Annotated in this window: 9 protein-coding genes; 4 read left to right on the top strand and 5 right to left on the bottom strand. The window is 43.5% G+C overall.

Annotated elements, in window-relative coordinates; genetic code table 11:
- Positions 1 to 201 precede the first annotated feature (201 nt).
- From LXL81_RS25250 to LXL81_RS25240, 3 genes are all read left to right on the top strand, one after another.
- The gene (locus LXL81_RS25250; RefSeq protein ID WP_234650158.1) at positions 202 to 3,330 is read left to right on the top strand and encodes a SusC/RagA family TonB-linked outer membrane protein; all 3,129 of its coding nucleotides are present in this window, start codon (positions 202 to 204) and stop codon (positions 3,328 to 3,330) included.
- 19 nt (positions 3,331 to 3,349) lie between these two features.
- The gene (locus tag LXL81_RS25245; RefSeq protein WP_234650156.1) at positions 3,350 to 4,933 is read left to right on the top strand and encodes a SusD/RagB family nutrient-binding outer membrane lipoprotein; all 1,584 of its coding nucleotides are present in this window, start codon (positions 3,350 to 3,352) and stop codon (positions 4,931 to 4,933) included.
- Between the two features lie 182 nt (positions 4,934 to 5,115).
- A complete protein-coding gene (locus LXL81_RS25240) occupies positions 5,116 to 5,541 on the top strand; it encodes a hypothetical protein (RefSeq protein WP_234650154.1) in 426 nt (141 codons plus the stop codon).
- A gap of 102 nt (positions 5,542 to 5,643) precedes the next feature.
- On the opposite strand, the gene LXL81_RS25235 is transcribed toward LXL81_RS25240, so the two are convergent.
- The 3 genes from LXL81_RS25235 to LXL81_RS25225 all read right to left on the bottom strand — a co-directional run bounded on the left by LXL81_RS25235 (position 5,644) and on the right by LXL81_RS25225 (position 11,754).
- Positions 5,644 to 6,270: a DUF429 domain-containing protein gene (locus tag LXL81_RS25235; protein WP_234650152.1), complete on the bottom strand. Its 627-nt coding sequence runs from the start codon at positions 6,268 to 6,270 to the stop codon at positions 5,644 to 5,646.
- A 213-nt stretch (positions 6,271 to 6,483) separates the two neighbouring features.
- The gene (locus LXL81_RS25230; protein WP_234650149.1) at positions 6,484 to 8,289 is read right to left on the bottom strand and encodes a RagB/SusD family nutrient uptake outer membrane protein; all 1,806 of its coding nucleotides are present in this window, start codon (positions 8,287 to 8,289) and stop codon (positions 6,484 to 6,486) included.
- An 18-nt stretch (positions 8,290 to 8,307) separates the two neighbouring features.
- Positions 8,308 to 11,754 carry a TonB-dependent receptor gene (locus LXL81_RS25225; RefSeq protein WP_234650146.1) on the bottom strand — a complete coding sequence of 1,149 codons (3,447 nt, stop codon included), beginning with the start codon at positions 11,752 to 11,754 and terminating at the stop codon, positions 8,308 to 8,310.
- Positions 11,755 to 12,398: 644 nt separating this feature from the next.
- On the opposite strand from LXL81_RS25225, the gene LXL81_RS25220 reads away from it, so the two are divergent.
- Entirely contained in the window at positions 12,399 to 13,967 is a 1,569-nt protein-coding gene (locus LXL81_RS25220) for a VCBS repeat-containing protein (protein ID WP_234650145.1), read from the top strand.
- A gap of 42 nt (positions 13,968 to 14,009) precedes the next feature.
- On the opposite strand, the gene LXL81_RS25215 is transcribed toward LXL81_RS25220, so the two are convergent.
- Together LXL81_RS25215 and LXL81_RS25210 are read right to left on the bottom strand one after the other, a co-directional pair.
- Positions 14,010 to 14,726, bottom strand: a complete 717-nt coding sequence (locus LXL81_RS25215; RefSeq protein ID WP_234650143.1) for a LytTR family DNA-binding domain-containing protein — start codon at positions 14,724 to 14,726, stop codon at positions 14,010 to 14,012.
- On the bottom strand, positions 14,719 to 15,837 hold the full coding sequence (locus tag LXL81_RS25210; RefSeq protein ID WP_234650141.1) for a sensor histidine kinase: 1,119 nt from the start codon (positions 15,835 to 15,837) through the stop codon (positions 14,719 to 14,721). The genes LXL81_RS25215 and LXL81_RS25210 overlap by 8 nt, the downstream gene beginning before the upstream one ends.
- Between the last annotated feature and the right edge of the window lie 11 nt (positions 15,838 to 15,848).

Below are 15,848 nucleotides of genomic sequence, written 5' to 3'. Positions count from 1 at the left end.
TTCACTGTGAAAATAGCCAAATAAAATAGCTGTTTCATAAAACCTATGCTAATGCCTATGCCCTAAACCCTCTACATTAAATTCCCGCCGCGCAAAGAAACCTCTGCACTGACGCTTACAGGTTTCACAGATTTAATCATTCTTCCTGAATGAACGGAGTCTCTATGTCAAAATTTTCCTAACCAATTAACTATCCGAACAATGAAAAAGCAGGAAATAAAGTGTCCCTTGTGGACGAAACTTGCCTTTTGCCAAATTGTGTTTTTTACAGCTTCCATGAATGTTTCGGTTGCCGCTGCACCGATGAAAGCGGGAGCTGTTTCTACGCGTACAGTCAAATCAAAAATCGCAGTAAGACCTGTCACAGGTAAAGTTACCGACAGCAAAGGTGAAGCAATACCAGGCTCTACCATCATCGTAAAAGGTAGCGAAAAAGGTACAATTACGGATGCAGAAGGTAACTTTTCAATTGAGATCACCAGCGATGCAGCTATTTTGACGATCTCATCCATCGGTTATGATACCAAGGAAGTACCGGTTGGAACACTCAGTATATTGAACATCGTTCTGGAATCATCTTCTGCGCTGCTTGGTGAAGTTGTCGTAACGGCACTTGGTATCCAAAGAGATAAAAAAGCGCTTACCTATGCAACACAGCAGATTGGTGGCGAAGAATTAAGAAGAGCGTCCAATACTAACTTTGTTGATGCCCTTAATGGTAAAGCAGCAGGTATTGACATCAAGGTAAGCAGCTCCGGAGCCGGTGGTTCTACAAGGGCAGTATTGAGAGGAAACAAGTCGCTTCAAGGGTCAAGTGAAGCCCTTTATGTAATCGACGGTATTCCGATGGTAAATAACAAAGGCGCGCAGCCGGGTTCTTACGGCGGTACAGATGGTGGTGATGGTCTTTCTGCCATTAACCCTGCTGACATCGAAAGTATCAGCATTCTTAGAGGAGCCAATGCATCCATTCTTTATGGTAGCCAGGGTGCCAACGGGGTAATCCTGATTACGACCAAAAAGGGTAAGGAAGGTAAGGTATCTGTGGATTTCAATTCAAGCGCAGTACTTGAAAAAGTATCCGGACTTCCTAAATTCCAGTACCGTTACGGATCTGTGGGTGGAGATTACAGCTGGACCCCAACCGGAACAGCTGAGGTTAAATCTGACAGTTATCAGAAGGATTACATCAAAGATTTCTTCAATACTGGTGCAACCTTTACCAATTCGGTTGGCATTACCGGCGGCAATGCCAAAACAAATGTTTATTTCTCGTATGCCAATATTTCTTCCAATGGTATAATGCCAACGAATACTTACCGTAAAAATAACTTTTCGTTCAGACAAAGTACCAAACTGATGAATGACAAGATCACAGTAAGCTCTGGTATTATCTTGTCTTCTGAAAAATCTAAAAACCGCCCGGGTGCAGGTTATTATAACAACCCGCTGACTGGTTTATATCTTTTTGCAAGAGACCGCGACTTTAATAGCTACAAGGAAAATTATGCAGTCTTCAACCCGGACCGGAACATGGATAAAATGAACTGGTATTCGACCGAAGAGAAGCAGAACAATCCTTACTGGGAACTTCACAAAGACCCAAAACTGCAAACTTACAACCGTATTATTGCCAACGTGAAACTGTCTTATGAGATCGCAAAAAATCTTAAATTTGACGTGCGGGCGAATATGGATTACAACAATGTATTGGATGACAAGCGCTACGCAGCCGGTGGTAACTCTGTAAGCGTTAGCCCGAACGGTACTTGGGCTTACAGTAAATACACAGACCAATCCATTTATTCTGACGGTATTCTGAGCTATAATACGAATTTTGGTGATTTCAGCGTGAACGCGCTTGTGGGTGCCAGTTATCAGAAAAACAAGTACTATGATGGTATCACAGTAAACAATGGTACAGTATCGCTGCAATATCCAAACGTATTTACGTTTGCCAACATGCCTTACAATGTAATGTTCACAAGCATTCCGGATTACAGCAATACGATCAAACAAGGCGTATTTGCCAACTTGTCGCTGGGCTTCAAAGACTTTTTGTTCCTTGATCTGGCCGGACGTAATGACTGGGCATCTACACTGGCTCTTACCGGCAACCAGTCGTATTTTTACCCATCTGTGGGTGGATCTGCTGTAATCAGCCAGATGTTTAATTTGCCTGAGGCTTTTTCACTGTTAAAAGTAAGGGCATCGTTTTCACAAACAGCCAACGAAGTGCCTTATAACAGAGTGCTTCCTTTAAGTTCTATCGGCGGCGCAGGCGGGCCAAGCGGTATTGGTGGTATCAACAGACCAACACAGGTACCTTTTACAAACCTGAAGCCTGAAAAAATCGTAGCCAACGAGTACGGTCTTGAAACTAAGTTCTTCCATAACAAGCTGGGACTTGATTTCACTTATTATAACGGCACCAGTACCAACCAGTTCCTTGAACTGACTGCCCCATCCGGCTCAGGCTACACAACTTATTATGTTAATGCAGGAAAAATTGAAAACCACGGATTTGAGCTGACCCTGAATGCAGAGGCGATCCGTACCGATCATTTCACATGGAATACGACGCTGAATGCTTCCCAGAACAAAAACAAGATTGTTGAGCTGATCGCTTCCAATCCAACCTATCAGGTAGGCGGCGATAACGAGGGTTTTGCATCAATCATCAAAGCGGGTGGTTCTTTCAATGATGTTTACGTATACAAATTTGCCCGCAATGATGCCGGGCAAATTATTCTTGACAAAAATGGTGTTCCAACCAAAGCAGCAACCCAGACACTTGTGGGTAATGTGAATCCTAAACTTCTTGTGGGATGGACCAACAACCTGAATTATGGCAACTTCTTTGCAAGCGTACTGGTAAATGGTAAATTCGGTGGTGTTGCATTCTCTAAAACAGAAGCATTTCTGGATTCATACGGTGTGAGTGAAAGATCTGCTGAGGCAAGAGATGCAGGAACAGTTCCGATCAATGCGGTTACACCTGAAGGCGCAGCTGTTACCTCCATTGCACCTTATACTTATTACTCTGCCATTGGTGACAGAAACAAGATTATGGAGCCTTATGTATTTTCAAGGACTAACGTAAGATTAGGACAGTTTGTTTTGGGTTATACATTCAAAAGCAAAGGCAGCAACCCGGTGTTCAAAAATGCTTCTCTTTCGTTTGTAGGCCGCAACTTGTTCTTCTTCTACAAAAAAGCACCATTCGATCCTGAGCAGGCTATGAGTACAAACAACGCTTTGCAGTCTACTGACGTGTTTGGCTTACCATCGACAAGATCTTACGGATTGAACCTGAAGTTTACTTTCTAAAAACTTTAAAATCATTGACATGAAACAGATATTTATAGCATTGGTATCCCTGGTTGCGCTGGCAGCCTGCACGGATAATTTTGTCGAGACAAACCAGAACCCGAATCAGATTTCGGATGAGCTGCTTAAAGAAGATTTTAACCTGGTAGGCTCTCCATTTTCCAACATGATCTTCAATTTGAACGGCCACCAGGTAGAGGAAGATCTGTGCGCAGACAACTGGATGGGATTCATGGGTACACCTACCGATTTTGTGGGTAATGTCAATAACACAACCTATTATATCCGCTGGAACTCTTATTGGGGACGCGAATATGGTAGTGTAATGTCTCCGGCCAAACAGGTAATACAACTGGCAAAAGACAATAATTTACCATTGTTTGCAACCTGGGCTAAATTGATCCGTATTTTGGCTATGTCCAAATTAACAGCTGTTCACGGCCCGATCATTTATTCTCAATACGGAAGCACTGCCAATTCAATTCTTTATGATAAAGAATCTGAATTGTACCCGGTTTTCTTCAAACAGCTTGATTCTATCCAGACAGATCTTGGGGCTAATAAAACCTATACCGGTTTCAAAAAATTTGATCCGACAAGTTATGCCGGAAGCGTACCACAATGGATGAAAGTTGTTAATTCGCTGCGTTTGAGATTGGCTATGCGTATTTCAAAAGTTGATCCGGCCACTGCCAAAATAGAAGGTGAAAAAGCGCTGAGTGATCCTGCCGGACTGATAACCGCCAATTCTGACAATTTTATCAATTCTTTGAACGGGAATAAAATACCTGTTGCCCAGATCAGTTATGAATGGGATGATACGCGCATGGGCGCACCGATGGAATCGTTTTTGATCGGGTTGAAAGACGGAAGGATCTCACAATATTATGCGCCTATGTCATCAGCCAACGCGGCCTTGTATGCAGATCACCCAACAATGCCTTACAAAGGGATACGCAATGGTGCATACATCAAAGCCAAGGCGGATCACGTGCCTTTCTCAAAAGTTGCAGAAAGTTTCCAAACTGTTCAGACCAGAAGAAATTTTACGGCAGCAGAAGTAGCTTTTCTTAAAGCAGAGGCAAGTCTGAGAGGCTGGGCAGGCGCAGGTGATGCAAAAACCAATTACGAAAATGGTATCAAATTATCTTTCGCTGACTGGGGTGCCAGTGGCGTGGATGCTTATATCGCCGATGCGACAAGCAAACCTATCAATTATGTAGATCCGATTGATGCGCGTAACAATTTCACTGCGTCTTCAACCATAACTGTGGCCTGGAACGAGGCAGACTCAAACGAGCTGAAACTTGAAAAAATCATCACACAAAAATACCTGAACACTTTCACCAACACGTTGGAAGCATGGGTAGATTTCAGACGAACCGGCTATCCTAAAATACCTGTTGTCGCAAAAAATGACAGCAATGGCGACTGGGGCGTTATTCCTGCAAATGAATGGATCAAAAGAATGCCATTTGTGAATGCGGAAAGAACCGGTAATACCGCTGCTGTGACAGATGCAGTATCTAAAATGGGTACGGGAGCAAAAGATGATATTGCATCACGCCTATGGTGGGATACAGGCAAGGCTTCAAACTTTTGATTTGACCTTATAGTAAAAAGAAAAGCCGTTACGATGAAAATTCGTAGCGGCTTTTCTTTTTGTGCATGAATCCTTTATAGCACCCAAACATTTTCTGGCATAAAAATAGTAAGACTGAATTAGCGTGATGATCAAATAATTAATATCATCACCATTTTAAGCTATTCTTTAATATTACAGAAATGAAAAAATCATTCAAATCCACTTTTTTATATTACTCCGTTTTTTTCGCCATGATGCTGTTTTTTACCTCTTGCGGTAAGAAATTTGTATTTAATAACTCAGCTATTGTTCCTGCTGCGGAAGGAAGCATTAAAATGAAAAAAGATAAAAACGACAACTATGAAGTTAAATTATCGGTGAAAAATTTAGCACCGGCAGATAATCTGGTTGAATCGCGCAATACCTATGTGCTGTGGGCCAATACAAAAGGGAACGGCATTAAAAACCTTGGCCAGCTAAAAAATGAATCCGGCCTATTTTCAAAAGGACTAAAAAGTGAGCTTAATACGGCCACTCCTTTTGAGCCGGAAAGCTTTTTTATTACCGCAGAAAACAAAGCGGACATCAACTATCCGGATGGTCAGGTGATTCTTAAAACAAAATAACTGACCAGGTGTTTAGAACTATTTGAAAAATCTCAACTGATTATCAATAGAATAATCAGCTGAGATTTTTTTCTTTTACATGGTTCCCAATAAGCGTCATCTTCAAACTAATTTAGGAATGATCAGATATCCCTCCTGCTCGTTACCCAGAGCTTCAAATTGCCCGTTTAGATAAAAAAGCCCAACCAACGCGCAGGTTACCGCATCAATTTCGTCATGCGACACCTTTGCATTTATAAATTCTCCTGAAATGCCAAGCATGCGTAATCCGGATTTTAACTGGTCAAGCCCCTTACTTTTTCTGGGTATCCCCAGTATATCCTGAGCTCCTCCCGGGTAACTTTCAATGACTGTATAACCCAGTCCACGCAGAATCCCGGCAAGTTTTATTCCTCTTTGGGTCAGTTTTTGCATACTGGGAATCAGTGGCGGATAGGATCTTATTCCGCGCGCGAGCAGCTGCCTTTCACAGGAACGGTTGATGCCATAAATCTTTCTGCCCGGATCATCATCAAATGGCGAAATCCGGCCAAAAGGTAAAGACAAGGGAGAATCCAGTGAAATGACAGAAGGCTTATGGCTCTGAACGAGGTTAAGTATTTCCTCATCCTGTTTAATCCTGTATGTGATTGCATGAGCGTTTTCGAGCAGGCAAAATCCGGATGGTTTTTGCTCGGAACCGGTCAGGTCAATGCCAATGATTTTAGGGTGCTGCCCAATGTCTAGCAAGTTGATATTGAATTTAAAATTTAAATTTCAGAATATGCGGATTCAAAAACACCAAATAGCCGAATTTATAAATTATTCAGATCATAAATGGGCTCAAATAATAAAGTAAATCACCGTTATATATAACAAAAGAGGACATCTTTTGAAGATATCCTCTTTTGTTATAAAAATCTAACTATGCTTTTTCTATGTCACTGTGCAATGCAAGGCAACTTAATATCCTGCATTCTGCGTAAGCGATGAGCTGCCACTCTGGGTACTTAAATCGATCTGGCGCTGTGGGATCGGGTAATAATTGTTTTTCGCAGCAGAAAAACTTCCCCCTCTGATATCGGTTGCCACAGTACCTTCATAAGTAAAGTAAGCATTTAAAGTCGTCTGAGCAGTTCCCCAGCGTACCAGGTCAAAGAATCTGTGTCCTTCCATGGCAAGTTCAAGTTTGCGCTCAAAATAAATTGCCTTCAAAGCACCGCTCTGACCAAGGCTGGCAAACGATCCTGACGGGTACAGTGCAATTTTATAATTGGCTGCCGGCGTGGTCGAGAAACCTGCCACAGGATCGCTGTCGTTGGCATATTTGTATACGTAATTTACCGGATCAGCAGCTCTTGCGCGAACCAAATTAACGTAGGTTTCAGCCTGTGTAAGATTGTTCAGCTGAGCCTCTGCTTCTGCGGCCATTAAAATAACATCGGCAAAACGGATCACATTATAGTTAATGGCAGTACCAGGTGCCCATGAGCTCTGATCTGAATAAATGTCCTGAGTAGCCTGCCAGTAAATATTCTTCTTTGGTGAATAAGGACCTGCATAAGCTCCGCCCGGGCTACGGATCCAGGATGCGCCAGGGTGATATCCCCAGTCATGATAAGGAAGCGAACGGCGTCCTACCGTCCAGTCCAGACGAGGATCAAGCGTACCGGCATCTGGTGTGAAAGGTGCCGTTGAGGCAAGGCCCTGGTCACTTTTCACAGCATGCGTGTTGTAATCATCCACATATGGAAGCCCGCTAGCATCTGTGCGGTATGAATTGACAAGATCCTGACTTGGCTGGAAAAATCCGCAGCAGCGGAACGGGCTGTCACCGTAGGGAAAGTTTAGCATATCGCCCTGGTTGGCATTGGCAATGTTGTTGGTCCCGTCGTTGGCTACCATCTGAATGGCAAATACAGATTCTGAACTGTTATCTGTTGCCGCATCGAAGTTATCTTCAAAACGTTTGGTAAGTGCGTACTTTAAACCGTTGCTTGTCACACCTTGCGCAATTACCGCATCAAAAAGCGTTTTTGCCTCCTGATATTTTTTCTCGTACAAATATGATTTGGCAAGATAAGTACCCGCCGCCCATTTGTTCACTTTACCAACCTCCGACTGTGTCGCTGGCAAATTCTGGTAAGCATATTGAAAATCTGCTTCAATTTTCGGCCAGATATCTACCGTATTGGTTTGAGAAGCTGCGTCGGCCGTTGCGATCGTCTCATCGATCCAGGGCACATTGTTCCACATTTTTTTAAGCTCGAAATAATAGTGTCCGCGAAGAAAACGCGCCTGAGCGTTTATATTCAGACGGTCTGCTTCCGAGATCTCAGGCACCAGCGCAAGCACACGAATAACCGAATTAGCTCGGTTAATACCCTCATAAACAGATCTCCACTTGCTGTTAAAATAGCTGTTGCTTGGGTCTGCCGAGAATTTGGCGATCGCATCAATGGCTGGCTGATCACTTCCGTCACTTCCTTTGTGCGCATCACCACCGGCAATACTGCCAAAGGTCCAGTTGTCCGGAGAGGCCTCCCAGGCATTTGTGCCAGCAAGGTTCAAAGCACTGCCATTTCCATAATACTGCGCATCCAATGCAGCATATGCCCCAACCAGAAGCGCGTCAACACCGGCCCGGTTATAAAGCTGCTCTTCACTTAAAGCACCTTGCGCAGCGATATCAAGATCACCCTGGCAGCCGTCGAGCATCACGCCGCTGATCAGAATACTGCATGCTAATATATAATGTTTGATTTTCATGTCTTTGCGAGTTAAATGTTAAAAAGTCAGGTTCAGACCGATCAGGAATTGGCGCTGGTTTGGATAAACCCCTTCGTCAATACCAAAGGAAGTGCTTGTTGCAAACGATTGGTTTGAACTTCCGCCCGAGGTATTGTTGGTGTTCGAAGTTGTACCAATTTCAGGATCAAGACCAGAGTATTTGGTGATCGTAAACAAATTGGCCGCCTGCACATACACGCGTAGTTTTTCGATCTTGATCTTTTTAAGCACCCCGGCCGGGAATGTATATCCAAGCTGCGTGTTTTTTGCTCTCAGGTAAGAACCTTTTTCAACAAAGTAGGAATTAGGAACATTGGAAGTACTGAAAGATCCAACCGTTTCCTGGATCGGCGCCTTGGCATTGTGATTTTCCGGAGTCCACGAATCGTAAAGTGCTGTTTGAGATTTGGCACCCTGGAAATTTGAATTAAAATCAGTCCACCATTTCACGTTGTTCCAGATGTCATTACCCTGCGAGCCGTATAGAAATATACTGAAATCGAAATTCTTGTAATTAGCACCCAGGTTGATGCCGTAGCTGAATTTAGGATTTGGATTTCCAAGGTAGGTACGGTCATCGGAAGTCACTATGCCATCACCGTTTGTATCCGCATAACGGAAACGTCCCACAGCCACATCTGACTGATAAACGGTTGCAGAATTTCCGGATTTTTGCTGCGCCTGGGCGTTGGCTGTATTGATTTCCTCCTGAGAATTCCAGAAGCCATCCACTTTATAGCCAAAGAACTGACCGATCGAATGCCCAACCGAGTTTCTAACCACGTAACTACCGCTAAATCTTCTTCCTTCCTGATCGAAGTAATCAACCCCGTCAGTCAATGAAATGATCTTGTTGTTGTAGGTAGTGAAAGTCAGCGTAGCATTGAATTTAAGATCATTGGTCACTTTCAGATTCGTTGAAGCGGCCAGATCGATACCCTGATTTCTCATGCGGGCAATGTTGATATAGGGAACAGTTCCAAGTCCGGCAGTACCTGCAAGTTCAGGGTTGTATAAAAGATCGCGGATTTCCTTACGATAGTAATCCACGGTAAGATCCAGTTTTCCGCCAAACAAGGTGGCGTCCACACCCACGTTGCTGTTAATGTTCTTTTCCCATTTAGCGTCCGGATTTCCAATACGCGTTCTTTGAAGACCCATCATGGTTGTCGAATTCGACCCTGTTACATCATAGAAGGAAGAAGTACGGTCCTGGCCATAGGTTGTGTAGGCGTTGGCAGCATCCACATTAAGCTGGTTTCCCATTACACCATATCCCCCGCGAATTTTCAAATCCGTTAGCCAGTTCACATCCTGCAAAAACTTTTCTTTGGATACTCTCCATCCTGCGCTCACAGCCGGGAACCAGCCGTAGCGGTAGGTTTTGAATCTTGAAGAACCATCACGGCGAATTGTTACTCCCAAAAGATATTTATCCATCAGGCCATAATCAATCCTTCCGATCAGCGAGGCAAGTCCATCCTTGAATCTTGCACTGTAATTGGTTGGTGTGCCCGAGCCTGTGGAAAGCGTTGTGTAGTCAGGATCAAAAGTGAAATAACTTGTCGTGGTTCCACCCAGGTAATTTCCACGGTTTCTGTAATTTTCAACCCCTACAAGTACCTTCACATCATGGATCTCACCAAAAACGTGCTGGTAATTGACCGTATTACTCCATGTCCAGTTAAATCCGTTAAAGGCATTTTCTGTGTATGAGTTGATCGTATTGTTTTCCTGGTTTTCATATTCAGGGTAAGCAAAAGAACGGTATGCTCCCGAGTAAAGCTCGCCTCCGAAACTGGATCTCAAAGTAAAGTCTTTCAGAAAGTCAATTTCAGCATACATATTTCCAAAAAGACGGTTGCTTTGTCCGGAATTGTTGCGCGTACGGTTTTGAATGGCAACCGGGTTTTTCGCATTTCCAAGTCCCTGGCCATAACCACCCGCATAATTACCCATAATATCATAAACAGGAATAATCGGCTGCTGACGGAAAGCCATCCCGATCGCACTTCCTTCGGTAGAAGAGTTCACGCGCGGGTTATCTGTCACAGAAAATGCGATGTTCTCACCCACACGAATGTGTTCTGTGATGTTATAGGTACTGTTTGAGCGGACAGTATATCTTTTAAGGTACGTGTTCAGAAGCGTACCCTGCTGGTTGAAATAGTTAACCGAAAATAGATAACTGCCCTGATTACCTCCACCGCTTACCGAAAGGTTATGGCTGGTGATGGAAGCCGGCTTGAAAATTTCATGAAACCAGTCAGTACCGCTTTTATTGGCTTTGGTGATTCTGTAAAAGCTGTTATAAGCGTCCGTGCTCGTGTAGTTTGGATTCACGTTATAAAGCGACGGGTCTGTCAGCGGATCTCCCTCTTTTAGTCCCTGGGGCGCAATATAGTCGGGTAACACCGGCGTAGTTCCGCTTCCGTATAAAGGATCCGAGATCGGATCATTTGGATTTACATTTTTAAGCGCGTTGAACTTAAGCTGCGCAGTTTCCTGCGGGTTCAGAAGATTCCATACGTTTCCCGACTGCGGACGCTGCGTTCCTGCGTAGGCATCATACTGCACCTTGATTTTTCCGCTTCCTCTTTTTGTTGTCAGGATAATAACCCCGTTGGCTGCTCTTGAACCATAAATAGATGCTGATCCGGCATCTTTTAAAACCTGCATGGAAGCAACATCATTCGGGTTAATATCATTGATGTTTTGCGTGGGCACTCCATCAACCACGTAAAGCGGCGCGTTGTTTCCAAAGGTGTTGATACCGCGTATACGGATCTGTGGGGCCTCACCCGGCTGACCAGAACCCAGTACGGTAACACCAGATGCACGGCCTTGTAACTGGCTTGTAATCTGCGCAGTAGGCTGCTGCTGCATTTCAGACACGTTCACAATCGCTACCGCGCCGGTCAGATCTTTTTTCTTCTGTGTTCCGTAACCTACGACAACAACCTCATTAAGCGCTTTGGCATCTGATACCAGCACAACATCCACCACGGTTTTGTTTCCAACGGCAACTTCCTGCGTTGCAGAGCCCACGAAAGAGAATACCAATACAGGATTTGGCTCATCGCCAAGAACGATGGAATAATTCCCGCTCACATCCGTAGTGGTCCCCTTTTGGGTACCTTTCAGAATGATGCTTACGCCCGGAAGTTCTTCGTTTTTATCACCACGTACCTTTCCGGTAATAGTCCGCTCAACGCCTACACCCGGCGAGACGGATAATACTGAACTGTTTACGCTTTTACTTGGAAGTAGAAAATTTTCAGCTTTGTTATTCTTACTGTTTAAACTTGTTTTTTCAGACGGAAACGTCTTTGCGGCGGCGGCATTTGCAGCACCTGCGGATAGCGTACAGAGGGCCAGCATGGACTGCATGACGGGATAACGCACCCCTCTTAGCCATAATTTAGCATTAGAGCTTTTGGTCATAGAAATGATGTTTTATTTTGGTTAGATTTGGTAAGACTGTCAATTTCCCTTTATTCCGAAAGGATATTTTTTCGACAACAGCCTGAGTATTCTGACAAACTTCGGAAATGTTGGTAGCATGATCCGGGTCTGTTTAAGGGCACTCTTTTTTTACATAGGCATCAATCGTGTTTATAATTATTTTAAGTATAATATTAATTTTTTCTTTTCCAGACTTATATTACGTGAGCCTTTGAAAATAGGACTCAAATATGGTTATTTTTAATAAAATAAATAACAAAAATTTAATTTTATTACATTTTGTCAACGACTCAGGTTTACTTTTTGGTATATATTCATGTATAAATTGTGATCTGTTGATAAATACACAAATAGTGACATCAAATATTTACTTTTAATCTTACATTTTTTATTTTTTTGAAAAAATGCATCATTTGACAAAATTCTGGCGTATCAAGGAAAAACCATCCTGACTGATCCCAAAAAATCAGACGTATAAACTATGTCCTGCCCATGGTAAAAACGTATAGTATGATGCCTGGCTATTTTTGGCATTAAATTAATTCACCATAGATTGTCTGGCTTGTAACCATATATTCATTTATAATCCATTCAGCACCGTTTTCCTTCAATAACCTTATCGTATGCGCTCTTTTAAAAAGGCTATCATTTTGCACTATTCCAAGAATACCGGCTTTTTAAAGATTTTCGTTTTATTTTCAGGCAAGCCCTTGTTCTCATTGCTGCTGTGCTGGCTGCTGCTTGCAGGCTGCACTAAAACCCAGAAGCTGGAAATGGTTACAGAACAGCAGCGGCTGGTTGAAACGCACTGCGGCTCGTGTCATCTTGCAGTGGAGCCTTCTATGCTCGATAAACAAACCTGGAAAGAACATGTTCTACCGGCAATGGCCAAAAAGTTAGGCCTGGGCGTTTGGCGTGGACCGTCTTATTATTCAAAAAAAGAATCCGCTATTTCTGTTCAGGACTGGCAAAAAATTGTAGCATTTTATGACTCATTGGCTCCGGCAAAGCTCGTAGAACAGCGGCCGGCAAAACCATTGCAGAGCTGGGCAGGTTTTTCTTTAAAAAAGCCGTTGGCAAACCTATCTGGTGTAGCCACCACGACACTGGTGCGTTATGATCCTTATAAAAAGCTTCTTTATACCAGCGATGCGGCCACATCAAGACTATTCCAGTGGCAGAACAATCTGACTGATTATAAAATTACAGCGCTTCCCTCCCCTGCCACACACATGAATTTGGCCAAAGATCAGGATCCTGTACTAACGCTAATCGGGCAGATGAAGGCTGTGGATCTGGCCGCCGGTTCCGTTCAGCAGCTTACGAGCCAGCCGCAAAGCGGGTTGAAAGAGGTAGCAAAAGGATTTGTTCGTCCCATTGAAACGCTCAGGGCAGATTTTAATAAAGACGGGCTGGAAGATTATCTGGTAAGTAGTTTCGGGCACGAAACCGGCGGACTTTATCTGCTGTTACAATCTGAGAAAAAGACCTTTATAAGGTCTGCTGTAAGGGAGGTTCCCGGAGCGACCCAGAGCATTATCCGTGATTTTAATGGCGATGGCTGGTTGGATATCATGAGCCTTTTTGCACATGGTGATGAAGGGATCTGGCTTTTTTTAAATGACAAAAAAGGTGGATTTACCCAGCGAAACATCCTTAGATTTCCTCCCGTATTTGGCAGCAGCAGCTTTGATTATGTTGATATCGACAAGGACGGAGTGAGCGAGATTATTTATACCAGCGGCGATAACAGCGATTATTCCAAAGTTTTAAAACCATACCACGGTCTTTACATTTATTCTGACCGGGGAGATTTCAAGTTTGAAAAAAGTTATTTTTATCCGGTTAACGGGAGCACAAAAGCGCTAGCGGCAGATTTTGACAAAGACGGTCTTACCGACATTGCCCTCATTTCCTTTTTTGCCGATTTAAAAAATAATCCCTGGGAGACTTTTCTTTATTTTAAACAGAAAAAACCCGATAATCATAAGCTCAGTTTTACACCTTTTGCGATTCCAATTAACGAATATGGACGCTGGATATGCATGGATGTAGCGGATTACGACAGTGACGGCGACCAGGATATTATCCTGGGAAATTATGCGCAGGGTTTTTTAAACCAGCTTCCGTTCAGACCCGACTTCAATAAACAGATTCCGTTTGTGATATTGGTTAATGGTGCCGGTAAATAACCGGGTAACAGCACAAACAAATCTGAGTATCTGTATTTTTGCCTAGCTTAATTTTATCTCAAAATACCGCTTGGCCTGATCTACAAACCGGCCTCCGATCGGAATTTCCTTTTGCTGTATCCACAACTTTTTCTTTTGAAATGTGTTGACCCTGCCAACAGAAACAATAAATGACTGATGAACACGGCAGAATAGTTCTTCGGGTAAAAGCGCATGTATATTTTTTACATTGATCCTGCTTAAAATGGGTTGGCTTCTGGAGGCGCAAAATATTTTCACATAATCTTTCATTCCTTCGATGTATAAAACATCGTTGTATGGAATCCTGACTGAATTGTATTCTGATTTTACAAGCAGATATTGCTGATCATGCTGGCTTGCAGGCGGACCAAGACGCAGCTGATGTAATGTTAACGCCTTCTGAGAAGCGGCAAGAAGCCGTTTAAAACGGACAGGTTTGAGAATATAATCCACCGCATTGAGCTCAAAGGCCGTTACGGCAAACTGCTCAAAGGCCGTTATAAAAATGACCATGGGTGGATCTTTGAGCTGGGTAAGAAACTGCAGGCCCGAAAGCCCGGGCATCTGAATGTCTAAAAAAACCAGATCGATCCTGAGCAGTTCAAGGACTCTTGCCGCTTCAAAAGCACTCCTGCAACTTTTCACAAGTTCCAGATAAGGGATCTTACTGATGTCGTCCGCTAAAATTTCCAGCGCAAACGGCTCATCATCCACCAGAAGACAGCGGAGCTTATTCATGTATCAGATTGTTAATGGTCAATTCCACCGCGTAGTAATCGCCAGGCGCGCTGATGCTGAGCTCGTATGCATCCGGATAATACATTTCCAGTCTGCGGCGAACATTTTGAAGCCCGATTCCTTTTGATTCAGAGCCGGATACAGCTGCCGGATGAAAAATCTGATTGGTACAGCTAAACAATAAATCGGTTCCGGATCTGGTCAGAATTATCGATATCAAGGAGGGCTGCTCATGATCGATTCCATACTTGAATGCATTTTCAACAAAGGGCAAAAATAAAAGCGGTGCGATGGCAATGCTGTTAAAATCAGTCTGAAAACAGAATTCTACTTTTGCCTCAGGATGCAGTCGAAGCTTTTGTAGGTTAATATATCTTACCAGATAGGTAATCTCGCCGGCCAGTTCTACTTTATCGTGGCTTGTCTGGTAGAGCATATATCTTAAAATATCAGAAAGCTCCATGATCGAGTCCTCAGCCCTTTCTGATTTTTGTCTGATCAGCCACCGGATGTTATTGAGCGTATTAAAAAAGAAATGCGGACTTATCTGTTGTCTGAGCATTAAAAGTTCTGTGTTCGTTTTTTCAAGCTGAATCTGCTGGCTGAAAGCCTTCTGCTCAGATCGGTCAGATAATACGGCCAGCAGCGAACTGGCTAAAATGACAAGCGAAAAAAGGATCAGGTTTGCAACTATATGAAAAGGGTTAAACAAATCCCTGCTCCAAACGTTGCGAAGAACCGGATCAGACAATTGCTCACGTGAGAAGAAACCCCACAGATCATCGCGGATACCGCATATAAACCCATAGTCCAGAAGAATAACACCGGTTAACAATACAGCCAGCCATGTGAAATACCTGCCCGACAATTTTGTCCGCAGCAGGCCCGGTGCCAAAACCAGCAGGTTTAAATAGAATATAACAATCAGCACCAAATTGAAGATAATTTTGGTGATGACCAAATAGTAAAAAAGATAAGCCGGCAGCTGTTTAAAAACAGGTACGGGCAAAATGAACGGAGTGGCAAAAAATGCCAGCCAGCCGCATACATGGAGCCAGAAACGCTGGTGTGGAAAAGATATGGCCTTCAAATCAAACAACCTGGCAGACATCGGGGATCAAA

This window comes from Dyadobacter sp. CY356 (genome assembly GCF_021440195.1).
Classification (GTDB): Bacteria; Bacteroidota; Bacteroidia; order Cytophagales; family Spirosomataceae; genus Dyadobacter.
This window is presented reverse-complemented; position numbering and strand designations above follow the sequence as displayed.

Bases quoted from the DNA above. Each gene is read 5' to 3' on its own strand.
- LXL81_RS25210 (WP_234650141.1), bottom strand. From the start codon at position 15,837: ATGTCTGCCAGGTTGTTTGATTTGAAGGCCATATCTTTTCCACACCAG.
- LXL81_RS25225 (WP_234650146.1), bottom strand. From the start codon at position 11,754: ATGACCAAAAGCTCTAATGCTAAATTATGGCTAAGAGGGGTGCGTTAT.
- LXL81_RS25220 (WP_234650145.1), top strand. From the start codon at position 12,399: ATGCGCTCTTTTAAAAAGGCTATCATTTTGCACTATTCCAAGAATACC.
- LXL81_RS25215 (WP_234650143.1), bottom strand. From the start codon at position 14,726: ATGAATAAGCTCCGCTGTCTTCTGGTGGATGATGAGCCGTTTGCGCTG.
- LXL81_RS25240 (WP_234650154.1), top strand. From the start codon at position 5,116: ATGAAAAAATCATTCAAATCCACTTTTTTATATTACTCCGTTTTTTTC.
- LXL81_RS25230 (WP_234650149.1), bottom strand. From the start codon at position 8,289: ATGAAAATCAAACATTATATATTAGCATGCAGTATTCTGATCAGCGGC.
- LXL81_RS25250 (WP_234650158.1), top strand. From the start codon at position 202: ATGAAAAAGCAGGAAATAAAGTGTCCCTTGTGGACGAAACTTGCCTTT.
- LXL81_RS25245 (WP_234650156.1), top strand. From the start codon at position 3,350: ATGAAACAGATATTTATAGCATTGGTATCCCTGGTTGCGCTGGCAGCC.